The 24,005-nt window shown below is 61.6% G+C and carries 24 protein-coding genes; 3 read left to right on the forward strand and 21 right to left on the reverse strand.

Annotated features, from left to right (window positions below):
* Window positions 1–1,419: an FAD-dependent oxidoreductase gene (locus IB252_RS19050; protein ID WP_008149580.1), complete on the forward strand. Its 1,419-nt coding sequence runs from the start codon at window positions 1–3 to the stop codon at window positions 1,417–1,419.
* A 252-nt stretch (window positions 1,420–1,671) separates the two neighbouring features.
* Window positions 1,672–2,739 carry a uroporphyrinogen decarboxylase gene (hemE, locus tag IB252_RS19055; RefSeq protein WP_008149581.1) on the forward strand — a complete coding sequence of 356 codons (1,068 nt, stop codon included), beginning with the start codon at window positions 1,672–1,674 and terminating at the stop codon, window positions 2,737–2,739.
* A 143-nt stretch (window positions 2,740–2,882) separates the two neighbouring features.
* On the opposite strand, the gene IB252_RS19060 is transcribed toward hemE, so the two are convergent.
* On the reverse strand, window positions 2,883–4,109 hold the full coding sequence (locus tag IB252_RS19060) for an MFS transporter (protein WP_412548177.1): 1,227 nt from the start codon (window positions 4,107–4,109) through the stop codon (window positions 2,883–2,885).
* A 166-nt stretch (window positions 4,110–4,275) separates the two neighbouring features.
* On the opposite strand from IB252_RS19060, the gene IB252_RS19065 reads away from it, so the two are divergent.
* Window positions 4,276–5,178: a LysR family transcriptional regulator gene (locus IB252_RS19065; protein WP_192409908.1), complete on the forward strand. Its 903-nt coding sequence runs from the start codon at window positions 4,276–4,278 to the stop codon at window positions 5,176–5,178.
* A 241-nt stretch (window positions 5,179–5,419) separates the two neighbouring features.
* Here the strand turns inward: IB252_RS19065 and IB252_RS19070 are convergent, their stop codons facing one another.
* The 20 genes from IB252_RS19070 to IB252_RS19165 all read right to left on the reverse strand — a co-directional run bounded on the left by IB252_RS19070 (window position 5,420) and on the right by IB252_RS19165 (window position 23,819).
* Entirely contained in the window at window positions 5,420–6,646 is a 1,227-nt protein-coding gene (locus IB252_RS19070) for a beta-ketoacyl-ACP synthase (RefSeq protein WP_111449359.1), read from the reverse strand.
* Window positions 6,646–7,374 carry a 3-oxoacyl-ACP reductase FabG gene (gene fabG, locus IB252_RS19075; protein ID WP_111449358.1) on the reverse strand — a complete coding sequence of 243 codons (729 nt, stop codon included), beginning with the start codon at window positions 7,372–7,374 and terminating at the stop codon, window positions 6,646–6,648. Before fabG ends, IB252_RS19070 begins: the two co-directional genes overlap by 1 nt.
* Window positions 7,371–7,832 carry a hotdog family protein gene (locus tag IB252_RS19080; protein WP_008149597.1) on the reverse strand — a complete coding sequence of 154 codons (462 nt, stop codon included), beginning with the start codon at window positions 7,830–7,832 and terminating at the stop codon, window positions 7,371–7,373. The genes fabG and IB252_RS19080 overlap by 4 nt, the downstream gene beginning before the upstream one ends.
* Window positions 7,829–9,025 carry a beta-ketoacyl-[acyl-carrier-protein] synthase family protein gene (locus IB252_RS19085; protein ID WP_192409909.1) on the reverse strand — a complete coding sequence of 399 codons (1,197 nt, stop codon included), beginning with the start codon at window positions 9,023–9,025 and terminating at the stop codon, window positions 7,829–7,831. The genes IB252_RS19080 and IB252_RS19085 overlap by 4 nt, the downstream gene beginning before the upstream one ends.
* The gene (locus IB252_RS19090) at window positions 9,022–9,639 is read right to left on the reverse strand and encodes a hypothetical protein (protein WP_192409910.1); all 618 of its coding nucleotides are present in this window, start codon (window positions 9,637–9,639) and stop codon (window positions 9,022–9,024) included. Before IB252_RS19090 ends, IB252_RS19085 begins: the two co-directional genes overlap by 4 nt.
* The gene (locus IB252_RS19095; protein WP_192409911.1) at window positions 9,639–10,364 is read right to left on the reverse strand and encodes a class I SAM-dependent methyltransferase; all 726 of its coding nucleotides are present in this window, start codon (window positions 10,362–10,364) and stop codon (window positions 9,639–9,641) included. The genes IB252_RS19090 and IB252_RS19095 overlap by 1 nt, the downstream gene beginning before the upstream one ends.
* Complete coding sequence (locus IB252_RS19100; protein ID WP_111449355.1) at window positions 10,361–11,608, reverse strand: NAD(P)/FAD-dependent oxidoreductase; 1,248 nt, start codon at window positions 11,606–11,608, stop codon at window positions 10,361–10,363. The genes IB252_RS19095 and IB252_RS19100 overlap by 4 nt, the downstream gene beginning before the upstream one ends.
* Window positions 11,595–12,755, reverse strand: coding sequence for a sodium:proton antiporter (locus IB252_RS19105; protein ID WP_192409912.1), 1,161 nt, complete (start codon window positions 12,753–12,755; stop codon window positions 11,595–11,597). The genes IB252_RS19100 and IB252_RS19105 overlap by 14 nt, the downstream gene beginning before the upstream one ends.
* A complete protein-coding gene (locus tag IB252_RS19110; RefSeq protein WP_192409913.1) occupies window positions 12,752–15,091 on the reverse strand; it encodes an MMPL family transporter in 2,340 nt (779 codons plus the stop codon). The genes IB252_RS19105 and IB252_RS19110 overlap by 4 nt, the downstream gene beginning before the upstream one ends.
* Window positions 15,075–15,641, reverse strand: coding sequence for an outer membrane lipoprotein carrier protein LolA (locus tag IB252_RS19115; protein ID WP_111449352.1), 567 nt, complete (start codon window positions 15,639–15,641; stop codon window positions 15,075–15,077). Before IB252_RS19115 ends, IB252_RS19110 begins: the two co-directional genes overlap by 17 nt.
* Window positions 15,642–15,829: 188 nt before the next feature.
* Window positions 15,830–16,255 carry an acyl-CoA thioesterase gene (locus IB252_RS19120; protein ID WP_192409914.1) on the reverse strand — a complete coding sequence of 142 codons (426 nt, stop codon included), beginning with the start codon at window positions 16,253–16,255 and terminating at the stop codon, window positions 15,830–15,832.
* Window positions 16,248–17,792, reverse strand: a complete 1,545-nt coding sequence (locus IB252_RS19125) for an HAL/PAL/TAL family ammonia-lyase (protein WP_192409915.1) — start codon at window positions 17,790–17,792, stop codon at window positions 16,248–16,250. The genes IB252_RS19120 and IB252_RS19125 overlap by 8 nt, the downstream gene beginning before the upstream one ends.
* Window positions 17,773–18,720, reverse strand: a complete 948-nt coding sequence (locus tag IB252_RS19130) for a glycosyl transferase (protein WP_192409916.1) — start codon at window positions 18,718–18,720, stop codon at window positions 17,773–17,775. Before IB252_RS19130 ends, IB252_RS19125 begins: the two co-directional genes overlap by 20 nt.
* The gene (locus tag IB252_RS19135; RefSeq protein WP_192409917.1) at window positions 18,717–19,451 is read right to left on the reverse strand and encodes a glycosyltransferase family 2 protein; all 735 of its coding nucleotides are present in this window, start codon (window positions 19,449–19,451) and stop codon (window positions 18,717–18,719) included. Before IB252_RS19135 ends, IB252_RS19130 begins: the two co-directional genes overlap by 4 nt.
* Before the next feature lie 131 nt (window positions 19,452–19,582).
* Complete coding sequence (locus IB252_RS19140) at window positions 19,583–21,265, reverse strand: acyl-CoA synthetase family protein (protein ID WP_192409918.1); 1,683 nt, start codon at window positions 21,263–21,265, stop codon at window positions 19,583–19,585.
* On the reverse strand, window positions 21,262–21,807 hold the full coding sequence (locus tag IB252_RS19145) for a hypothetical protein (protein ID WP_111449346.1): 546 nt from the start codon (window positions 21,805–21,807) through the stop codon (window positions 21,262–21,264). Before IB252_RS19145 ends, IB252_RS19140 begins: the two co-directional genes overlap by 4 nt.
* Window positions 21,804–22,058 (reverse strand): acyl carrier protein, encoded by a 255-nt coding sequence (locus IB252_RS19150; RefSeq protein WP_110965992.1) that lies wholly within the window; start codon window positions 22,056–22,058, stop codon window positions 21,804–21,806. The genes IB252_RS19145 and IB252_RS19150 overlap by 4 nt, the downstream gene beginning before the upstream one ends.
* 9 nt (window positions 22,059–22,067) lie before the next feature.
* Window positions 22,068–22,328: a phosphopantetheine-binding protein gene (locus tag IB252_RS19155; RefSeq protein ID WP_046045641.1), complete on the reverse strand. Its 261-nt coding sequence runs from the start codon at window positions 22,326–22,328 to the stop codon at window positions 22,068–22,070.
* Window positions 22,309–23,118, reverse strand: coding sequence for a lysophospholipid acyltransferase family protein (locus tag IB252_RS19160; protein WP_192409919.1), 810 nt, complete (start codon window positions 23,116–23,118; stop codon window positions 22,309–22,311). Before IB252_RS19160 ends, IB252_RS19155 begins: the two co-directional genes overlap by 20 nt.
* Window positions 23,094–23,819 carry a beta-ketoacyl synthase chain length factor gene (locus IB252_RS19165; protein ID WP_192409920.1) on the reverse strand — a complete coding sequence of 242 codons (726 nt, stop codon included), beginning with the start codon at window positions 23,817–23,819 and terminating at the stop codon, window positions 23,094–23,096. Before IB252_RS19165 ends, IB252_RS19160 begins: the two co-directional genes overlap by 25 nt.
* Between the last annotated feature and the right edge of the window lie 186 nt (window positions 23,820–24,005).

Here is a 24,005-nt window from a genome sequence, read left to right on the forward strand (position 1 = left end):
ATGGCTGAACGTCTGAATAACGACTTCCAGTTCATCGATGTCGGGCGCAAGGATCCGAAGAAGAAACTGTTGCGTCAACGCAAGAAAGAGTTCGTGGAGATCTACGAACCCTTCAAACCCCAGCACTCGGCCGATCAGGCCCACCGTTGCCTGGGTTGCGGTAACCCGTATTGCGAATGGAAGTGCCCGGTGCACAACTTCATTCCGAACTGGCTGAAGCTGGTGGCCGAGGGCAACATCCTCCAGGCTGCCGAGCTGTCGCACCAGACCAACACCCTGCCGGAAGTGTGCGGCCGGGTGTGCCCGCAGGATCGTCTGTGCGAGGGTGCCTGCACCCTCAACGACGGTTTCGGCGCGGTGACCATCGGTTCGGTCGAGAAGTACATCACCGACACCGCGTTCGCCATGGGCTGGCGCCCGGACATGTCCAAGGTCATACCGACCGGCAAGCGTGTTGCGGTGATCGGCGCAGGTCCTGCGGGCCTGGGCTGTGCCGACGTGCTGGTCCGCGGCGGCGTGACCCCGGTGGTGTTCGACAAGAACCCGGAAATCGGCGGCCTGCTGACCTTCGGCATCCCCGAGTTCAAGCTGGAAAAGACCGTGCTGAGCAATCGCCGCGAAGTCTTCACCGGCATGGGCATCGAGTTCCGTCTGAACACCGAAGTGGGCAAGGACGTGACCGTCGAGCAACTGCTCGAAGAGTACGATGCCGTGTTCATGGGCATGGGCACCTACACCTATATGAAGGGCGGCTTTGCCGGTGAGGATTTGCCGGGCGTGCATGACGCGCTGGACTTCCTGATCGCCAACGTCAATCGCAACCTGGGCTTTGAAAAGTCGCCGGAAGATTTCGTCGACATGAAAGGCAAGAAGGTGGTGGTGCTGGGTGGCGGCGACACGGCGATGGACTGCAACCGTACGTCGATTCGCCAGGGCGCCAAGTCGGTGACCTGCGCTTATCGTCGTGACGAAGCGAACATGCCGGGCTCGCGCAAAGAGGTGAAAAACGCCAAGGAAGAAGGCGTGAAATTCCTCTACAACCGCCAGCCAATCGCGATCGTCGGTGAAGACCGCGTCGAAGGCGTGAAGGTGGTCGAGACCCGTCTCGGCGAACCGGACGCCCGTGGCCGTCGCAGCCCCGAGCCGATCCCGGGTTCCGAAGAGATCATCCCGGCCGACGCCGTGGTCATCGCGTTCGGTTTCCGTCCGAGCCCGGCGTCGTGGTTCGAACAGCACAGCATCCAGACCGACAGCCAGGGCCGCGTCGTGGCCCCGGAGCAAGGTCAGTACAAGCACCAGACCAGCAATCCGAAAATCTTCGCCGGTGGCGACATGGTTCGCGGTTCTGACCTGGTGGTCACGGCGATCTTCGAAGGCCGCAATGCCGCCGAAGGGATCCTGGATTACCTGGGCGTTTAACCCCGATCCTGAACTGAAATGCAGTAACCCTGTGGGAGCGAGCCTGCTCGCGATAGCGGTGAATCAGTCACCAGATGTACTGACTGACACTCCGCTATCGCGAGCAGGCTCGCTCCCACAGTTGTTTTGTGGTGTTGCGAATACTGTGTTCCACCGCGACAAATTGACCCGATAGACAAAAGGCTGACCTGCAACCGTGCCTTTTGCGTCGCGCTCTGAGAAAATGCCCGCACTTTTTTTCCGGATGCCGACATGACTGCCCTGAAGAACGACCGTTTCCTTCGCGCCCTGCTCAAGCAACCCGTAGACGTCACGCCTGTCTGGATGATGCGTCAGGCCGGTCGCTACCTGCCGGAATACCGCGCCAGCCGTGCCAAGGCCGGCGACTTCATGAGCCTGTGCATGAACCCGGAGTTCGCTTGCGAAGTCACGATGCAGCCGCTCGACCGCTACCCACAACTGGACGCGGCGATCCTGTTCTCCGACATCCTGACCATCCCCGATGCCATGGGCCAGGGCCTGTACTTCGAAACCGGTGAAGGTCCGCGCTTCAAGAAAGTCATCAGCACGATGGCTGACATCGAAGCGCTGCCGATTCCTGATCCGCACAAAGACCTCGGCTACGTCATGGACGCGGTCAGCACCATCCGCCGCGAACTGAACGGCCGCGTGCCGCTGATCGGCTTCGCCGGCAGCCCATGGACCCTGGCCACCTACATGGTCGAAGGCGGCTCGTCGAAAGACTACCGCAAGACCAAAACCATGCTCTACGACAACCCGCAAGCCTTGCACCTGCTGCTGGACAAGCTCGCGCAGACGGTCACCAGCTACCTCAACGGCCAGATCATGGCCGGGGCGCAAGCGGTGCAGATCTTCGACAGTTGGGGCGGCAGCCTTTCGGCGGCGGCGTACCAGGAATTCTCCCTGGCCTACATGCGCAAAATCGTCAGCGGCCTGATCCGCGAACATGAAGGCCGTAAAGTGCCGGTCATCCTGTTCACCAAAAATGGCGGCCTGTGGCTCGAAAGCATTGCTGATGCTGGCGCTGACGCGCTAGGCCTGGACTGGACCTGCGACATCGGCAGTGCCCGTGATCGCGTCGGCAGCAAAGTCGCCCTGCAAGGCAACATGGACCCGACCGTGCTCTACGCCAAGCCAGAAGCCATTCGCACCGAAGTCGGTCGCATCCTTGCCAGCTACGGCAAGGGCAGCGGCCACGTGTTCAACCTCGGCCATGGCATCACCCCGGAAGTCGACCCGGAACACGCCGGCGCCTTCCTGCGCGCGGTGCATGAACTGTCGGCGCAGTATCACGAGTGATCGTGACGGGTTAACAAACACCCTGCTTTTCTGTGGGAGTGAGCCTGCTCGCGATGGCGGCATAACAGCCAACTTAGATGTTGAATGTTATGGCCTCATCGCGAGCAGGCTCGCTCCCACAGTTGTTTTGTATTGGATCAAATTCAGGCTTTCACTCCACCCAGCGGCGGCAACTTCGCCAGTTTCAACGCCACCAACAGCGCAATCACCAGCAACCCGCCAATGAACAACCCGATTCCGTTCCACCCGCCCAAGTGCCAGAACACCCCGCCCGCCGTACCCGCAATGCTCGAACCGGCGTAATAGCTGAACAGATAAAGCGACGATGCTTGCCCTTTGGCCTTTATAGCTCTGCGGCCAATCCAGCTACTCGCCACCGAATGGGCGCCGAAGAAGCCGAAGGTGAAGATCAGCATGCCGATGATCACCACCGGCAGCGGCGTCAACATGGTCAGTGCAAGGCCGGCGATCATCAGCACGATGGTCGCCCACAGCACTTTGCGACGGCCGAGCTGGTCGGCCAACGAGCCGATTTTCGCTGAGCTGTAGATACCCGACAGATACACCACCGAGAGCAGCCCGACGAAGGCCTGATCCATGTGGTACGGCTCGGCCAGCAGGCGATAGCCGATGTAGTTGAAAAGGGTGACGAACGCGCCCATCAGCACGAAGGCTTCAAGGAACAGCAGCGGCAGGCCGGCGTCACGAAAGTGCAGGGTGAAGCCGTCAATCAGGCTGCGCGGGTGCAAAGAGCGGGCGCGGAAGTTGCGCGACTCGGGAAGGATTTTCCAGAACACCGCCGCTGCGATCAGGGCCAGGCCGCCGATCACCAGCATCGCTGTGTGCCAGCTGACGAAGTCGATCAGCACGCCAGTGATCAAGCGTCCGCACATCCCGCCAATCGCGTTGCCGCCGATGTACAAACCCATGGCCAGGCCGATGTGCTGCGGGTGAATCTCTTCACTCAAGTACGTCATGGCAACCGCTGCCAGGCCACTCAATGACAACCCTATCAGCGCCCGCATCACCAGCACGCCGTGCCAGCTCGGCATCATGGAGCTGGCGATTGTGCAGAGCGCGGCAGCGAACAGCGCGGCGACCATCACCGGTTTACGCCCGATGCGATCGGAGATCGGGCCGGTGATCAGCAGACCAATGGCGAGCATGCCGGTGGCGACCGACAGGATCAGGCTGCTCTGGGCGGCGTTGATGGCGTACTCATGGGACAGCAGCGGCATCATCGGCTGCACGCAATAAAGCAGGGCGAAGGTCGCGAAGCCGCCGCAGAACAGCGCCAGCACCGTGCGCATGAACATCGGCGTGCCTTTTTCGATGTAGATCTCCTTTAATTCGGCGACAACATCGTCCACCGCTGCGGGCGGAACTTCATGGGCAAGGGGAGCAACAGCAGTTTTCACTTCGGACCTCGGAGGGCGCAGCCGGTCAGGCAATGAAAAAAGCATATAGCTGCCTAATGATTCAATCCAATATATTGTTCGACCTGTTTGATAGGTTTAACGACCTAATTGAGTTTTCATGGAATTGCGTCACCTGCGCTACTTCATCGCCGTCGCCGAAGAGCTGCACTTTGGCCGCGCCGCCCAGGTGCTGGGCATCTCGCAACCGCCCCTGAGCCAGCAGATTCAGGCGCTGGAGCAAGAGGTGGGCGCGCGGTTGTTCGAGCGGACCAATCGTCGGGTCGAGCTCAGTGAAGCCGGTCGGCTGTTTCTGGAAGAGGCGCGGCTGGTGTTGGCACAGGTCGACAAGGCGGCGGATGTTGCACGGCGGGCGCAGCTGGGTGAGCTGGGCGAACTGAAGATTGGCTTCACCTCGTCGGCGCCATTCAACTCGACCATCCCTCAGGCGATTTTTTCGTTTCGTCAGCGATTCCCGGCGGTGCACCTGAACCTGCGGGAGATGAGCAGCACTCAGGTAGCGGATGCGCTGGTGGATGAGTCGATTGAAGTCGGGATCATGCGGCCGCTTGGGTTGCCGGACTCGCTCAGCGTGGTGGAGCTGATGCGTGAGCCACTGGTGGCGGTGCTCAGCTCCAAGCATCCATTGGTGAACGACAGCGAAGAAGGCTTGTTTCTGTCAGCCCTGGCCCTCGAGCCTTTCGTATTTTTCCCACGCAGTTATGGCAGTGGTCTGTACGCACAATTGCTCAACCTGGCCCGGGATGCCGGTTTCAGTCCGCACTTTGCCCAAGAGGCGGGCGAGGCTATGACGATCATTGGTCTGGTGGCGGCGGGGTTGGGTGTTTCGGTGCTGCCGGCGTCTTATCAGCGGATGCGCATCGATGGGGTGGTCTATCGGCCGCTGCTCGATCCTGAGGCCGTGTCGGCGGTGTGGCTGGTGCAGCGCAAGGATCAGAAGTCGCCGATGGCCAAGGCGTTTGTGGAGTTGTTGACGCGTAAGGTTGAGCCGCTGAAGGCGTGACTGCTTCGCAGTCATTCGCGAGCAAGCCCGCTCCCACAGTGGATGGGGGGTGGAACAAAAATCGGTTCACACCGCAAATCCCTGTAAGCAGCCACACAACTGATCGTTCCCATGCTCTGCGTGGGAATGCCTCAACGGACGCTCTGCGTTCGGCTCTGGATGGGACGCAGAGCGTCCCGGGCTGCATTCCCACGCAGAGCGTGGGAACGATCATCTAACGCAGCATCACCGTCCTTCCCTGTTACGACCAACGCCGAAAGATCAGCGAAGTATTAACCCCACCAAACGCAAAGTTGTTGTTCATCACGTACTGGTTGCTCATCGGCCGGAACTCGCCGCGCAGGTAATCGAGTTTGCCGCAGTGCGGGTCGACGTCGTCGAGGTTGAGGGTGTGGATGTACAGGTCGCGGTTCATCATTTCGATGCTGAACCAGGATTCCAGCGCACCGCAGGCTCCGAGGGTGTGACCGAGGAAACTCTTTTGCGAGCTGATCGGCATGTGCTCGCCGAACAACGCGCTCGTTGCCAGTGTCTCGGCAATGTCGCCCTGTTCAGTGGCTGTGCCGTGACCATTCACGTAGCCGATGTCAGAAGGCTGCAGCCCGGCGTCTTCCAGCGCCAGTTCCATGGCTCGGCGCATGGTGACCTGCTCTGGGCGGGTGGCGTGCTGGCCGTCGGCGTTGCTGCCGAAACCGACGAGTTCGGCGTGGATGTGCGCACCGCGAGCCAAGGCGTGTTCGAGTTCTTCGAGCACCAGCATGCCGCTGCCTTCACCGATCACCAGGCCATCGCGGCCGCTGTCGTAGGGGCGTGGGGATGTCTGCGGTGCATCGTTTTTCAGGCTGGTGGCGTAGAGCGCATCGAAGACCATGGCTTCGGTGGGGCACAGTTCTTCGGCACCGCCGGCGAGCATCAATGGCAGGCGACCGAACTTGACCGACTCGTAGGCATAACCGATGCCCTGGCTGCCGCTGGTGCAAGCGCTGGAGGTGGGGATCAGCCGACCGGTGAGGCCGAAGAAGATGCTGATGTTCGCCGCCGTGGTGTGCGGCATCATGCGCACATAGGAGTTGGCGTTCAGGCCCTCGGCCACTGAGTTGAGCAGCATGTTGCCGAACGCCTTGATCTCGTCGGTGCTGCCGGTGGATGAGCCGCAGGAAACACCCATGCGCCCGTCCTTGATCGATTCGTCACCCAACAGCCCGGCATCGGCCAAGGCCTGTTCTGCCGCGCCGACCGCCAGACGCGAGACCCGGCCCATGCTGCGCAATTGCTTGCGGGTCCAGTGGCTCGGCACTTTGAAGTCGTCGATCGGACCCGCCAGGCGCGTGTTGAGTTCGGTGAAGCGATCCCACTCGTCCATCCGGCGAATGCCACTGCGGTTGGCCGCGAAGTTGGCGGCGATGGTGTCCCAATCGCTACCGAGTGAGGTGATGCCGGCCATGCCGGTGACGACGACGCGCTTCATCAGCACAGGCCTCCGTTGACGGCCAGAACCTGCCGGGTGATGTACGACGCTTCCGCCGACATCAGGAAATTCACCGCGCTGGCCACCTCTTCCGGGGTACCCATGCGTTGTGCGGGGATCATTTTCATCATGTCTTCCACCGGCACGTTTTCATCGAGCATCGCGGTGTCGATCAAGCCGGGTGCGACACAGTTAACAGTAATTTTGCGCTTGCCCAATTCAATCGCCAATGCCTTCGCCGCGCCGATCAAACCGGCCTTGGAAGCGCTGTAGTTGACCTGGCCACGGTTGCCGATCAACCCGGACACCGAGGTGATGCAAACAATCCGCCCGGCGGCGCGACGACGAATCATCGGCATCATCACCGGGTGCAGCACGTTGTAGAAACCGTCGAGGTTGGTGCGCATCACCACGTCCCAATCCTCTTCGCTCAAGGCCGGAAAAGCACCGTCGCGCGTCAGGCCGGCGTTCAGCACTACGCCGTAATAGGCGCCGTGGGTTTCCACGTCGGCTTCGAGAATGGCTTTGCAGTTGGCGCGATCGGACACGTCGAATTGCACGATGCGCACGTTGCGCCCCAAGGCTTCGATTTCGGCCTTCACGGCTTCTGCGTCCGCCAGGCCACTGCGGCAATGCAGCACGATGTCATGCCCGGCCTGGGCCAGACGCAAAGCGATAGCACGACCGATGCCACGGCTGGAACCGGTGATCAGTACGGATTCAGTCATGGCTGGGTTCCTTGGGTTTCATGAAGGTATTGGGCAGCCTGAGGCGGACGGAACACGTTCAGACGAGCGGTGGCGTGAATGCCGGGGGCGGTGATGTGGCATTCGAACACGCCCATGCCGTTGTCGTCCTCCAGCGAGCGGATGCCGTGGATGGTCAGCTCGGTGCCGGCAGGGAAGTGCTCGACGTTGCATTCGAATTTGCGGGTGCCGAGCAGAAACCCCAGCTCCACCGCATCGCCTCGCTGGCGCGCATGGCAACCGGCGTAGGCGGCGACGCTCTGGGCCATCAGTTCGATGCCGACCCAGGCCGGCAGGCTGCCGTCCGGGCGGTTGAACAGGCCATCGGGTTTGACCGTGAGGCGGGTGTAAATCTGCTCGTCATCGAACGACAGGATCTGCTCGATGAAGATCATGTCGCCAGCGTGTGGCAGCAGCTCGGCGATCGGCCAGTCAATCATGGGGCATCTCCGATAATCAGGCTGACGTTGTTACCACCGAAGGCAAAGGAATTGCTCATCAGATAGCGAGGTGCAATGGACGTCAGGCGATCGGCCGGGGTCACCCATTTCAGGGCTGGCAATTGGGGATCCGGTTGGCCGTCCCAGACGTGGGGCGCCAGGGCGTGGTCGCGGTTGACTGCACTCAGGCTCAACCAGCAGAACGCCGCTTCCAGGGCGCCGGCCGCACCGAGGGTGTGGCCGGTCATGGGTTTGGTCGACGAACACGGCACCCCCGCCGGGAACAACGTCGCCACTGCCAGGCTTTCCATAGCGTCGTTGTGTTGGGTGGCGGTGCCGTGCAGGTTCAGGTAATCGATCTGCTGCGGCTGCAGATTTGCTCGGCTCAAGGCTTTGCGCATCGCTTGCAGGGCGCCGCGGCCGGTCGGTTCCGGTGCGGAAATGTGATGTGCATCGGAGCTGGCGCCACTGCCGAGCAGGGCAATCGGCTGGCTGTCGCCGACATTTTTGCTCATCAGAAACAGCACCGCCGCTTCGCCAATGTTGATGCCGTTACGGTTCACCGAAAACGGGTTGCAGCGTTGCCCGGACACCGCTTCCAGCGCCGAAAACCCATTGAGGGTCAACTTGCACAGGCTGTCGACACCGCCGCACAACACCGCGTCGCACACGCCCAGGTCCAGCAGTCGCTGAGCACTCATCAGCGCTCGGGCGCTGGAGGTGCAGGCCGTGGAAATCACATAGGCCGGGCCGCTCAGTTGCAGCCAGTCGGCGAGGAAGTTGGCCGGGGCGCCGAGTTCCTGTTGCTGATAGTCGTAATCGGCCGGGAACTGATGCTCGCGGATGTAATGGGCCAGACTGCGACTGGCTTCGTCGATGCCCGAGGTGCTGGTGCCCAGAACGATACCGATGCGGTCGCGGCCGTAGGTCTGGATCGCCTGGTCGATGTCTTCGCGAATTTGCAGCGCGGCTTCCAGCAGCAATTGATTATTGCGAGTGTCTTGCTGCGCAAGCTCAGACGGGATCGGCGCCAGTTCACCTTGGACCGCGGCCACGGGCAACGACCGTTCCGCCACCCAGCCAGCCTCATTGCGCATGCCCGAACAGTCCCCGGCAAACAGGTTGCGGGCGACTTCGGACTTGTCACGGCCCAGGGCGCAGATCACCCCGAGGGCATTCAGGTAGGCCGTCATGGCGCGTCCTCGCTGAGCGGAGTGACTTGATATTTCGGTCCTTTGGGCAGGTTCAATTCAAAGCTCATGGGTTGTGAGTAGCGGACTTCCCAGTGCGCTGGTAAGGACCGTTGCGAGCCATGCTGCCACGCAGCGGGATAGTTGCCCGTCAATTCATCTTTGGGAGTCAGCGCAAACAGCAGCGCGGCGAACAGCTCTCGCGCTTCCGGATTGGGTGGCAGCAGACCGTCAGCCTGCCACTCGCCATCGACCAGTTTCTGGCGTGCCTGTGGAATGCCCAGCAAGTCCATCATCGACCAGCGAATGCCTGGGCCTTCACGCTGGATCACCAGCACCCAGTCCTGCCGTTGGTCGGCCACCAGACGCTGGATGTGTAATTGCAGCGGCAACGCCAGGTTCGGGGTTTGCTCGGGCAGCGGCGCCCGGCTGGCACAGGCGCTCAGCAACAGGATCGCGCCGAGTAGCAGAAATCGCAGAATGTTTGCAGTCCCTGTGGGAGCGAGCCTGCTCGCGATGAGGGCACTGCATTCAACAGCTATGTTGGCTGACCCACCGCTATCGCGAGCAGGCTCGCTCCCACAGGTTGCATACTTTGAGTGGCTGACAATGAACATCACACAGCACCTTCAAGGGGTTTGCGCGCGACCACATTGACCAGGGTTTCTTCCCGTTGGCCGAAGGGCTTTGGCCGGCGCAGACCCAAGCGTTCAAACAGGCCGAAATCCTTGGCGCGGCTCCACCACAAGTATGGATAAGACACGTTTTGCGGGCCGAGTTCGAAACCCTGCTGGCGAATCATGTCCAGGTACCCGGCGGCGCTCTTTTGCACGTGCATCGGATGGCGGAACAACCAGCGGATTACCCAGGTATCAATGTAAGCCTCGGTGGATTCGGCGAACAGCAGATAGCCTCCGGGCTTGAGTACACGGTAGAACTCGGCCAGTGCCTGTTCCTGCTGCACCAGATGGTGGAAGGTCTGGTGACAGAACAGCAAATCGACGCTGGCGTTCGGGACGTTGATGCTCGCGCAGTCGCTGCCGGTCAACTCCACCGCCATGCCCTGACGGACGGCTTCTTCGCCGGCCAGGTTCAGGCTGTGCGGGTCGGCGTCCAGACCGATCAGGCGCTGGGGCGCGAAGGTCTGGCGCAGGTACTGAAACGACTTGCCCTGACCGCAACCGGCATCCAGCAGCACCGGGTTGCTTGGCGGTGTTTCGCTGAACAGGCTGCGCAAATCGGTGATTGCCACTCGCAGAACATGGTGCTGCCAGGTGTGGCTGCGCAGGAACCAGAAACCAAAGCGGGTTTCTTCGACGTAGGTGTCGCTCAAATAGCTCATGTGGCGTCCTTTGCACAGAGCTCCGAGAGCATCCGCAGCCGGCGCTTGGGTTCGGCGACGAACGGATTACGTTCGTCCCAGGCATAACCGGCGAGGATCGAGCTGATCATGCGGCGAATATCCGGCGAGCCGCCCTCAAAATAAATCACATCCTGGAACGTCCCGGCGTACCAGCCTTCGACGTAGCAACGGAACGTGTCGACGCCGCGCTTGAGCGGGATGGCGAACTCAGTCTGCCAGTCGACACTTTCGCCTTGCAGTTGGCGATGCAGCACCGCGGCGGCCATGCTCGCCGAGCGCATGGCGATAGTCACGCCGGAGGAGAACACCGGGTCGAGGAATTCCGCCGCGTTGCCGAGCAGGGCAAAGCCTGGCCCGTGGAGGGTTTTGACGTTGGCCGAGTAGCCGCCGATGGTTCGAGCAGGCGTGTCCCACACGGCGTTGTTCAGAACACCGGCCAGGCTTGGGGTTTCAGCGATGAACCCGCGTAGGCACTCATCCAGATTCTCCATACGGCCTTCGAAGTGTTCGGCTGCCGCGACCACGCCCACCGAACAACGGCCGTTGCTGAACGGGATGGTCCAGAACCAGATATCGCGGTGGATCGGATGGGTGGTGATGAGGATTTTTTCCCGCTCGAAGGCCGGGTTGTCAATGTGGTCTTCGACGTGGGTGAACACGGCCTGGCGCACCGGGAAATCCGACGGTGCTTCAAGGTCGAGCAAGCGCGGCAGCACACGGCCGTAGCCGCTGGCATCCAGCACGAAATCGGCTTCGACGCGGTACTGGCTGCCGTCTTCGCGAAGCACGTCGAGCTGCGGTTTCGGCAGGGCGAAATCGACGCTGACGATGGCTTCGCCGTAACGAACGTCCACGCCTTGCAGCGCGGCCTGATCGGCCAGCAGCTTGTCGAAATCGGCACGCAGGACCTGGAAGGTGGTCGGCTTGCCGTTGCTGAACGTCTCGCCGAAATCAAAGGCGCTGTATTGCTCGCCCCAAGCGAATGCCGCACCGTTTTTCAACTGGAATCCGGCGGCGTTCACCGCCTCGAGCATGCCGGCTTCTTCGACGAAATCCAGGCAGTGGGACAGCAGGCTTTCACCGATGGAAAACCTTGGAAAATGCTGGCGTTCGATCATCAACACGTCATGACCTTTGCGCTTGAGCAGCGCGGCGGCGATGGCGCCCGATGGACCTGCACCGATAACCACGACCTGGCGATGTTCCATTTCAACTGTTGGCACGGGGGCTCCTTGCCGGGACGGCGATGTTCAGAGGGGTTCGGTGCATACCGGCGAGTGCCGGCAGCAGTGTCGCGATCAGGCCCATCACCATCAGCGCGAAGTACAGTGCCGGGCTGATGAGTTGTTGTTGCAGCAGCAGGTTGAGAAAGACGATCTCGCTCAAGCCACGAATATTCAGCAAGACACTTTCCCGCCAGCGACTGGCGCCTTCAAACGAGGCGCCGGCCCAGCCGAGGCCCAGCCAGTTGCCCAGCAGTTTACTGGCAATCGGGAACAGCAACAGTGCCGCCAGTTGCAGCCAACCGAGGCTGGCCATGGCCGCGTGGACGTTGATTTGCACGATACCGAACGTGAGGATCAGCGGGATCGCGACATACGTCTGCAAGTGACTCATCCAGATCACCGGCAACGGCAGCACCAGCGGCACTTTGAGCGCGGCCATCCACAGCAGGTAACCGATACCGAAAATCAGCGCATTGAGCTTGAAGTGTTCCGCCACGACCAGCAGTGCGAAGAAGCAACCGCTGTGCAGCAACGGTTGGCGCAAGTGCAGCAGACGCAGCAACAACGGCAGGCAGGCGCCGGCCAGCGGCAGCAACAGGCTGCTCAGGTGCAGGCTGCCCTGGGCGATGGCGAACAGTGTCCAGCAGGTGAGGTCGATCAGGATCGCGGTTTGCACCAGTCGCCGGGTAGCGGCAGGCGGGTACTTGATGTGCCGCAGGTACAGATACAACACCGGAATCGCCGTGATGGCGAACAGCAGACCAACCGCCAGCGAACTGATCCAGGGTTGCGGCGGTAACAGCCACACCGCTGTCGCGAGGCCGCAGGCAAATGGAATGCAGAAACTCGGCAGGGCGATTTTCAGGCTCTGACGGTCGAGCCGCAGGTCAATCACATCACTGAGAATGTGCCCCAACAACAAGGCAAAGCCCAGGCTGTAGACATTTTTCAGCCAGGCCGGCGCGACCAGTGCAGCACCGCTCAATTGCCATTGGGGCTCGATCCAGAAGTACATCAGCAGCGGCAGGCCGAAGGTGGCCAGCAGCAACTGGCTGACAATCGGGATCACGCCGAAGTGACGACCGACACGGGTGGCCACGGCGAACAACGCCAGGGCCATGACCCAGAACACGGCGACCATCATGTTGCCGACTCCGTGACCGGGGCGGTGTGAACCTGGCGTCCGGCCCACGGCGCAAGGATGAAGCTGTACGCCAGGCCGAGGCTCACCGACAGACCGAAGTTGCTCACCGCCGGCGTGCTGGACACCGCCAGCAAACCGAACGACAGCCAGGTGGTCAGCGCCGCCAGCAAGGTGCCCAGCAGGCTCACGGCAGCGCCGCCGACCTGTTCACGCATGAGGATCGCGTAATCGACGCTGATGGCCGTCACCAGCAGCAGGCCGAACAGGCTGAACAGCGTCAGCGGTTGCCCCAGCCAGCCGAGACTGGCCAGGCTGCACAGCGCGGCCAACAGCGGCAGCGAGACGATTCTCAGCGCGCCGCCGAAACCGAACGGCAGGATCAGCACCAGCACGATCAGCACACAGGAAGCGAGCTTCAACTCTGCGGCACTGATCTGGGTGTCGGCGAACACCTTGTTCAACTCACCGAGGCGGTCCACCAGTTCCACCCCCGGCAAATCCAGCGCCTGGGCGCGCAGCAGGGCAGGGTTGTTCAGCCCTTGCAGACTGACCATCGCCGCTACGCCGTCATCGGTCGGTCCCAGCCACAGCGGGCGATAGGGTTCAGCCAACGGACCGACCAGCGCTGCGTCGATGTCTTCGGTGGGCAGTGCCTGTAACTTCGTGAGCTCTGCTTGCAGCGCCTCGGCCGGCACGCCGACATCGAGCAGCGGTTGCCAGAACGGCGGCAACGTGTTCAGCGCTTCACGCACTTTGCGCTGTTCGGTGGGTGGGCTGACCAATTGATTGAGCGACAGATAACCCTGGAGTTTTTCCAGGCTGACCAGCTGATCCAGCCGCTCGCTCAGCGCGGTTTGGCGTTCCAGCAGTTGCTGCTGATTGGCCGCGCGCACCAGGAAGAACTGGCTGGTGGGTTGATAGCCGGTGATGCGTGCAATGGTTTGTGCTTCGTCAGTCAGTTGCTGCGGTGCAGCGACCCATTGGCGAATGTCGTTTTTGGTGTCGAGCTGCAACAGGCCGCCCACACAAAAGGCAATCAGCAGCGCCAACAGCACCGGCGTACTTGCGAGTTTGAGCAGCGCTTCACGGCACCTCAGCAAATACTCGGACACCCGCAGCGGCCACTGCGCTGGACGCAAATCCGTGCCCTTGAGCAGTGCCGGCAGCAGGCACACCGCGGACAAATAAGCACCGAGCAGACCGGCGGCAGAGAACACGGCAATCTGGGTCAGCGCCGGGAACGGTGTCCAGGCCAGGGCTAGGTAACCGATGCAACTGGTGATCAGGCTCAGCGTCAGGCCCGGCAACGTCAGGCGCAGGGCCGGCCAACTGTGCCAGGGTTTCAGGCTCCAGCTCTTGGACAAGTAATGCAGCGGGTAATCGACCGCCACGCCGATCAGGCTCGAGCCGAGCACCAGCGTCATCACATGCATATGGCCGAACAGCGCCACACAGGCCACCGCGCCGAAAAGCATGCCGACCAGCACCGGGACGAAGGCCAGCAACACTCGCCAGCGCCGGAAGGCCAGCAGCAACAGCAACAGAATGCCCACCGTGGCGCCGCCACCGACCCAGGTCATTTCCCGGGTGGCTTGCTTTTGCCCACTGGCCGCATAGAGCAAACCGCTGGCGGCAAGCAATTGAACGTTGGCCTGGGCGGCTTCTTCACGGCTGTGCTGGAGCAGGTCGGCCACTTGCAGCGGCAGGTTCATGTCGAAGGCGTTGCCGGTAGTGCGCGAGCGCAGCAGTACCCAACTCTTGCCGTCGGCATCGGCGACCAGCGCACCGCTGCCGATGTCCAGTTGCACTGAACCGTGCTGCGGTTGGCTGTTCTGGATGCGTCCGGTCAGACCCAGCCAGTCATCCTGACTCGGCACCAGACTGAAACCGGTGAAGGGGTCGAACAGCGCTTGGACTCGCTGCTGGATAAAGGCATCGGGATGCTCGATCAGTTGCTGTCGGTCAGCCGTTGACAACATCGCGAGTCGACCATTGAGCAATTGCGTGCGCAGCGCCGGCAAGTCGGCTTGCAGGTTCCACTGGACCTTCTCGAACAAGCCGCTCGCCTGCCATTGCTCGCCCAGTTTCTGCGCCATCGCGACCGCTTGCTGGCGATCGGTGTGGCCGACCAGCACCAGCATTTCGCGGTTCAGTGGTTCTTGCATGCGTTGTTCGGCGCGCAGTTCCAGCGCGTCCGGCGCCGTACCCGGCACCAGTTCCATGAGGTTGGCCGACAGCGGTGCGCCGTCACGCCATTGCCAACCGGCGAGCGCGAGCACCGCCAGCAGCAGGATCAGAAACAGCCGTGGAAGCCTCCGTTCACTCGGCAAAGTCATGTTGCTCCGCGTCGCTCAACGGTTGGGCGCTGGTGCTGTTCTGCATGCGCAAGAGGGTACTGTCACCCTGGGTTTCGAGCAGCTCGATGCTGTGCACCAGTTCGCCGCCGTCAATGTTGATCTGAGTGAACACCTGCTTGAGCAGCATGGAGCGCGGGGTCAGCGTCAGCTTCCAGTTCTGTGCGTCGCCGCTCAGTGAAAGCTCGAAATCCCGTTGCAGCCCGCTGCTGTCGCCTTGCAGTACGGCGAGGAACAAACGGTTCTGCTCGGCGCCGGCACTCTTGCTCGGCAGCATTTGCCAACCGTTGGCGTCACGCCGGGCAATGCCTTTGGCGCTGATGCGGTAATCCTGTTGCAGCGGGGTTTTCAGCAGCCAGAGCAAACCGTGGTTTTTTGCGAGGACGAAAGTGCCCTTGCTGGTCAGCGGCTGGGGCAGGGCGCGCAGGTGTTTTTCCTGGATGAAATTGCCGTGGATCACGTCAGGTTTTGCCAGTTGATCGCTCAACTGTTGCAAATCAAAAGCCTGCGCCAACGAAGTAAAGCCAAACATCAAAACCAGCCCCACCACGAACCCGTAGCAGCTGCCGAGCCCGCGAGGCTGCGTTCGGCGACGAAGTCGTCGTAAAACCTGAGAGTGCGGTGCATCAGGATAAACGCATGGCGACGGCTTCGCCGCCGAACGGGGATAAATCCCCTCGCCACAACTTCGCCAGCTGCTACATAGGGTTTTCAGCGGGGTCATGCGAGCATCCTTTCAACAGCGTTGGTGAAAACCTTGGGTGAGGCCAACTGCATTTCGCGGCTGCTCATGTCCACGGCGACCTGCACGGAACTGGCGCGGGTCAAGCGTTCGCCGGTTTCCAGATCGCTGATCAGGTAGCTGATCTTCAGACGGTTCTCCCATTCCACCAGATTGGCGCGCACGTTGAGCTTTTGGCCAAACACGGCGCCGCGCACATAACGCAATTGCAGATCGATCACCGGCCAGGCGTAACCCGACTCGACCATGGCCGAATAGTTGTGGCCGATCTTGTCCAGCAGCGCGCAGCGGGCGACTTCCAGGTATTTGACGTAATGGCCGTGCCAGACGACGTTCATGGTGTCGACATCAAAGAACGGCACGAGGATTTCCGTATCGGTGTGAAGCACTCCCTTGCTACGCATGCAGCCTCCAGTGTTGCTCGGCGATGCGGTGCAGGCACAGGCGCAATTCACCTTCCAGCGCGCGGTCTTCGATGACCGGTGGGAAGTCCTTGGCCAGTTCTTCGTGCATGGCGGCCAGGGCTGGCGGCAATGGACGTGCATCCTCGGCCTTGCTGCGCAGCCAGACGCCTTGGTTGGCGGCCAGCAGGGTGGCGGCGGCGACCTGTTCGGTCAGTTCCAGCACACGGATCGCATCGCGGGCGGCGATGGTGCCCATGCTCACTTTGTCCTGGTTGTGGCACTCGGTTGAGCGCGAGAAGACGCTGGCCGGCATGGTGTTTTTCAGCGCTTCGGCGGTCCAGGCACTGGTGCCGATCTGCACTGCTTTGAAGCCGTGATTGAGCATCGCCCGGTCAGCGGTGGCGCCGGACAGGTTGCTTGGCAGGCCATGGTTGTAACGCTCGTCCACCAGCAAGGCGAGTTGACGGTCTAGCAGGTCGGCGACGTTAGCCACCAGGTTTTTCAGGCTGTCCATGGCGAACGCAATGTGGCCGCCGTAGAAGTGCCCGCCGTGCAGCACGCGCTCGGCTTCGGCATCGATAATCGGGTTGTCGTTGGCGCTGTTGAGCTCGATCTCGATGAACGAGCGCAGCCAGTTCAGGCTGTCGGCCAATACGCCGAGGACGTGGGGCGCGCAACGCAAGGAATAACGGTCTTGCAGGCGATGCAGCGGCGCGGTCGGCGCGTCGATCGCCAGATCCTTGCGCAGCCACGCGGCGACTTGCATTTGCCCAGGATGCGGTTTGGTGGCGAACAGGCGCTCGTCGAAGTGCTCGGGGTTGCCTTGCAGGGCGACCACGTTCAACGCGGTGATGCGCGTGGCCAGTTGCAGCAGGTAATCGGCGCGGGCATAGGCCAGGCACGCGAGACCGGTCATGACCGCGGTGCCGTTCATCAGCGCCAATGCTTCTTTCGGGCGCAATACCAGCGGCTCCCAACCCAGTTCGCGGTGCACGTCGGCAGCTAGTCGGCGTTCGCCCCGGAACATCACTTCACGCTCGCCGGACAAGGTCGCGGCGACATAGGACAACGGCGTCAGATCACCGCTGGCGCCCACGGAGCCCTCTTCGGGAATCAGCGGCAGAATGTCGTGTTCGAGGAAGGCTTGCAGGCGTTCCAGCAGTTCCACGCGCACCCCGGACACGCCGTGGCACAGCGACTGCAAACGCGCCGCCAGCACCGCGCGAGTGGCCTGCGAATCCAGCAGTTTGCCCAGACCGCAGCCGTGGAACGTGTACAGATGACGAGGCAACGCCTCGACGTGATGCAGCGGCACCGCGACCACGCAGGAATCGCCGTAACCGGTGGTCACGCCGTAGATCACGCCTTCCTTGTCCAGCAGGGAGTCGAGGAATCGCGCACCCTTGGCGATACGCTCGCGGTACGCAGGGTCGCTTTGCAACTGCGTCGGCACCTGACGGTTGGCCAGGGCCAGCACGTCCTCAATGCGCAAAGGGAGTTCGCCGAAGGTTACCGGCTCAAGCGTTGGCGTCGTCATCGGTCTTCCAGAAAGGGTAAAAGTTGAACCATTGTTGGGGCGCTTCAAGGCAATAGTGACCCAAGCGTTCGGCATAGCGGGAGGCCCACTGATGAATGACCTGCTCACGGTCGCTGCGTTTCCACACGATGGCGTCGGCGAACGGTTCGAGGGTCAGTCGATAGTCGCCCGTCGGCTTCTTCAGGCACAGCATCAGATTGATCGGGCATTTCAGCAGACCGGCCAGCAACCAGGGCCCCTGAGGGAACGCGGCTTGATGGCCGAGGAAATCCACCGTCACGCTGCGCCCGCCATGCAGCGGCACGCGATCGCCGGCAATCGCCAGCCATTCGCCGCGCTCCAGGCGTTCATGGAGTTGCAGCATTATCAGCGGGTCCAGTTCGCTGACCTGAATCAGCCGCAAATTAGTCGCGCCAGCTTCACCGAGCAAGCGGTTGAATTGTTCGGCGTGCTTGGTGTGCACCAGCACGTTCATCGTGACTTTTTCGCCGATCTCGGCCAGCGCACGGCAGACCTCGAGATTGCCCAAATGCGCGCCTACCAGCATCTGCCCGCGGGTGCCGCGCAGTTGATTGCGCAGCAAGGCCGGGTCGATGATTTCAATCTGCTCGATGCTCAATTTGCCGTTCCAGACGTCGAGCTTGTCGAGCATGGAGTCGGCGAAGGCCATGAACTGGCCGAACACCCGCCAATGGGTCGGGCGCAATTCGTTGCGACCACTCCAGTCGGCGAGGCGCTGCTGATATTGCCAGGCGCTGCGACGGGCGCCGCGACCGAACAGGAAAAAGTACAGAACGATGCCGTACAGCAGCGGGCTCAGCAGCCGACGGCCCAGCACTTTGGCGCAGAGTGCGGTGAATTTCATCAACCAGAAACTGCCGCGCTCTTCGCGATCAGCCCAGTGCTTTTTATCCGCGTCAGTGCTCATGTTCGCCACCGTCGCCAGAGAATCACTGGCGCGCGCAGCAACATGCCGAAGAACAACCGGGTGTGCATGCTCGTAATCAGCACGTTGTCGTGGAACAGGCGGAAATGCGAGACGCCATCCAGCGGGTAATGGACGTTGGTTTGCAGCCATTGCATGGGGAGATTGCGCCAGGCCAGTCGTACCAGAATGTCGGAGTCGAAGTCCATGCGCTTGCCGATCTTCGCCGAATCGATCAGCGCCAGGGTCGGTGCTAACGGATAGACGCGGAAGCCGCACATGGAATCGCGAATCTGCAACGACAGGGTGTTGATCCAGACCATGACGTGAGTCAGGTAACGGGCGTACAAGCGACCTTTCGGCACGCTGGCGTCGTACCGCGGATAGCCGCAGATCACCGCCTCGGGATGGGCGCGTGACAGTTCAATGAAGGTCTGGACGTCTTGCAGATCATGCTGACCGTCGGCGTCCACCTGCAAGGCATGGCTGAAGCCCAGGCGCGAGGCTTCGCGAAAACCGGTCATGACCGCGCCACCCTTGCCCTGGTTGGCGCCAAGCCGGATCAGGAATACGTTGTCGCGCAAGGCCAGTTGATCGAGCACCTTTGCGCAGGCCAGGCTGCTGGCATCGTCCACCAGAATGCATGGCAGGCTGCTGGCGAGCAGCGCATCAACCACGGTGGTGATGGCGGTTTCGTGGTTGTAGACCGGGACAATTGCGCAGGGGTTATGCATGTTGGGTTTCGCCTGAAGCACCGAGGCGCCTGCATCGCGAGCAGGCTCGCTCCCACAGGGGATTCGTGTAGGGCGCAGATCCAGTGTGGGAGCGAGCCTGCTCGCGATTGAGTGCGCAGCACTCACTAAGGTTATGCATCGCTTGAGGCCTCCAGCAAGATCCGTCCACTGGAGCAGGTCGCGGTCTCGTTGCGATAGGTGAAATACAACTTGCTGCGCGTCGGATCGAAGCGCAGGTGCAGTTGGACTTCATCGCCGGGGCGCACCAGTTGCTGGAATTTCAGCACTTCCATGCCGGCGAATTTTGCCGGCAGGTCCATCAATTGCTGGCCCAGTGTTAACGCCCATTCCACTTGCACCACGCCGGGCAATACCGGCGCCTGGGGGAAGTGGCCGCTGAAGTAGGCGAGGTCGGGTGGGACCGCCAGTTGCAGGCTCCACTCGCCATCGACTTCGACCTGCTCCAGCACTTGCGGCGCCTTTGGTCGCGGCGCCAGCAGCAGGGCTTCAACGGTGGCCTGGGGCAGTTTGCCCTGAGCGTTCAGCGGCAGTTGCCGCAGCAGGCGCCAGCGTCGTGGCAGGGCCAGGGCTTCGCAATGCTGGCTCAGATGCTGACGCAGTTCTTGCGTGAGGGTGCGTCGACCCTGATTGCGCAAGGCATGCAGGCCTGACTCGGTCAGCACCAGCAGCGCACCTAATGAGGCGCGGTTTTCCTGAACCACGCCAAGACGCGCTTCGGCGACCCAGTCGTGGGCCATCAGTGCCTGTTCCAGCATCGGTAGCGAGATACGTTTTTCTTCCAGTTTGACGATTCGGTCCAGCCGTCCGAGCAGTTCGAATCGGCCGTCGGCAGCGATTCGCGCGGCATCCGCGGTGTGTTCGATATGGCCGGGCGGCAAGTACGGCGAAGCAATGAGCAGGGCGCCGTCGCTGTCCTGGCTCAACTCGATGTCAGCAAAGGGCTGCCAGAGCGCGTGGCCCTGACGCCAGGCGATACCGCCGGTCTCCGAGCTGCCGAGGATCTCCGTCGGCCATTGCTGCAGGCGTTGCTGAAGACTTTGTGCAGCCTCGGCCGGCAATGCACCGCCGGAGGAAAATACTCGGCGAACCGCACTTAATGCGGGCCAGTCGAGGTTGTCACCCATGCGCTTGAGCAGCGCCGGGCTGGCGACCCAGGCAAATGCCGGGTGTTCACGGCTGGCGCGCTGCAGGTCTTCAGGGAATGCCAGCTGCTTGCGCACAAACGAGCGCCCGGCGCACAGCGGCCATAGCACCCGAAACAATAATCCGTAGATATGTTGAGTGGCGACGCTGCCGATGATGCAAGCGGCGCCAAGATCGGCGCCCCAGAGCCGTTCCAGCGCTTCGACTTCATTGGCCAGTTGGCGCAGGGTTTTGTCGATACGCTTGGGCTCGCCGCTGGAGCCGGACGTGCACAGGCTCAGCGAACAGCGATCCAGATCCAGTGCGGCCGCCATCAACGGCGGATCCCGGTAATCGCTCAGGTGTGCGTCATCGGCCTGATCGGTCAGCCACAGATCGACTTCGGTCGACCAGCGCTGGCGAGTCTGGGCTTGCAGGTCTGCGGGCAGCAGCACGCTGACCCCGGCGCGCCAGGCACCGAGCAGGGCAATCGCCAGGTCAGCGGCGTCCTCAAGGTGCACGGCAATACGCCGCACATCCTGGGCTTGCAGGCCCGCGGCGAGGCTTAACGCCCGTTCGCACAGCTGAGCGTGATTCAGGGTCGGTTCGGCCGTCACGGCACGTTCCGGTTGTGCCTTGAGCAACAATTGCTCAAGTTTTATCCAATTCATGGGTGGCCTCGTACCCGTTGTCGTATAAGCCATTCAATGGCAAACAGCAGGCCCATCAATCCGTATGAAATCAGGCCGGTGTACAACATCCACCAACTTAGCGGCGCCCAGAGGGTCAGGGCGGCAGCGAGCAAACCGTTACAGAAGAAAAACACGCACCAGACGATCGTCACCTGGCGGGTATAAACAATCGCCTTGGCCGGCAGTTGCGGTTCACGCAAACGCGCCAGGCGTTCGATGATCGGCGGGCCAACGATCAAGCTCAGGCCAAACAGCCCGAGCATGAAGGCGCTGATCAGCACCGGGTACCAGCGCAGCAACAGTGGGCTGTCGAACAACGCCAGCAGCAGGCAAAAAGCAATCGCGGTGATCGCCATCCACAGATTGCCAGGCCGGCGCGCACCCAGTAGCGCCCGGGCCAGCCACAGGCTGCCCAGCAGCAGGCCGAACTGCCACGGCGCGAAATGTTCCATGCCGAAATACACCGCGAAGGGGTACAGCAGGCCCGCCAGCAGCAGGCCGAGGCCGATCAGTCGGCTCATGCGGCTGGCTGAACCAGGCGGTAGACCGCCTCGACCACGTCGCTGACGGTACGCACCGATTTGAACTCTTCGGCCGCGATTTTCTTGCCGGTCTGGCGTTTGATGTGATCGATCAGGTCGACCGCGTCAATGCTGTCGATTTCCAGGTCCTGATACAGGTTGGATTCGAGGCTTACGCGCTTGGGGTCCAGCTCGAAGAGTTCGACCAAAGCATCGCGCAGGGTGTTGAAGATGTCGTCACGAGTTTGCATGGTCCGGTCTCAAGCTGCCTGTTTTGCAGTGACGAACGCCGCAAGGCTCGCCACGTTGCTGAAGTGATTGCGGGTGTCTTTGGCGTCGGCGTCGATTTTGATGCCGTACTTTTTCTGGATGGCCAGGCCGAGTTCCAGGGCGTCTACCGAATCCAGGCCCAAGCCTTCGCCGAACAGCGTCTGCTCGTCGCCGATGTCTTGTGCGCTGATGTCTTCAAGGCCCAGGGCGTCGATGATCAGTTCTTTGATTTCACGGTGTAGATCGCTCATCTTCGGCGAGCTCCTTAATGTAGTAATGATGCAAATAGTCATTGAGCTTGCGCGAGGCCTGAGGAGCAGGGCCCAGCGAGGCGAAGGCTTGTGGATCTATATCGGCCCCGACACGGAAACTGAAGTGCACACGGCGTTTGGGGATCCGATACCAGGGCTCGGCCTTGGTCAATGTGGTCGGGTTGACCTTGATGATCACCGGGGTGAGGATTTTCGCACCGCGCAGGGCGATTGCCGCAGCCCCCCGATGGAAGGCTGGCGTCTGACCGGGCTGAGTGCGGGTGCCTTCAGGAAAGATGATCAGGGTCTGGCCGCTTTTCAGCGCGTCGGCGGCGGCATCGAGCATGTCCATGCTGCCGTCGTTGCTGATGTATTCGATGCAGCGTAGCGGGCCGCGGGTAAAAGGGTTCTCCCAGAGGCTTTTCTTGACCACGCAGTTGGCGTGGCGCACCAGGCCGATCAGGAACACCACATCAATCAGCGACGGGTGATTGGCGACGATCATTTGCCCCGGCCGACCGAGTTTTTCGGCGCCCTGGATGTCGTAAGTCAGCACGCCGGTACGCGCCATGAATCGCACAAAAAACCAGAACAGGCGGGCGACGGTGTGCCGCGCTCGCCGCCGGTGTGTCCGGGCATCGCCGGGCAGGCAGTTCAGCAGCGGGAAAACCACCAGCCGCAGGCACAGCCCGCCCAACCCGAACAGGGTGAAGCTTGCGGCGGTAGCCAGCAGGCGCCAGTAATAGGCGTCGCGGTTTTTTTCGGTTACAGGTTGCGTTGCCAGGTCCATACACGATTTTTCCAGGCATGTTGGCAGGTTGTTTGCTGGCCGAGCAGGGTACGCAAAAGGTTCAGGGCATGGGGCCATTGGGCTTTGGACAACTCATCCGAGGCGCTGTTCAGGGACAACTGCCAGTCATTTCCGGGAGTGATCAGCAGGCCGACCGCGTAAGGGAACGGCACGTCGTCGATCCAGGTCGAGTAGGCCTTTGGCGGTTGCTCTTCGGTGACGATCAGCAGTACCGCGGGAGCGCCCTCGGAAAGCAAAGCCGCGGCCTCTAGCATGCCGTGTTCAAGGCCATCGCCGGCTGCTGCGAGGGCCGTCATTTCACTGGTTTCGCCGCGCATGATCGACCACAGGCCGATGATCGCGTTGTGCACGGACAGGCTGAATTGAGTCGGCGACAGCGGCTGTTCGGTAGCCAGATCGCTCAAAATATCGAAAGTGCGCGGGGTTTCGCCGTGGCGAGAAATAAAGACCAACGGTAGGTCCTGGCGGCCATCGGCCAAGGGCCAGCCGACGCTGAACGCCATTCGCGCCAGACGACTGAGTCGCCGGCGTTGCATGGCCGGCAGAAACGAGACGTCGGGTGCGGCATCGCTGCTCGCAAGCACGACCGGTTGTCGGCTCCAGGCTTGCCAATCGTCCACGCTTTCGAGCCCAGGAGCCCACGCGCGCCATTGGGCGATGTTGAAATTGATCACTGACATTCATCCCGCCCCTGCGGGCTTCCTTGACGCGGTGAGTCGCAAAACAGGCGAACGTACCTTACGTAGCGCTGAGCGCTGAGTGGTGCGCATTATCCCGTTGCGGCGGGCGTGTAGCAAATGATGGTTACATTTTGCTCAATGAAATGTACCGGTTAGTTCGTGCATGGCTGTCGTTTGGCCATTATC

Origin of the sequence: Pseudomonas sp. PDM10, from assembly GCF_014852295.1 — a bacterium.
Classification (GTDB): Bacteria; Pseudomonadota; Gammaproteobacteria; order Pseudomonadales; family Pseudomonadaceae; genus Aquipseudomonas.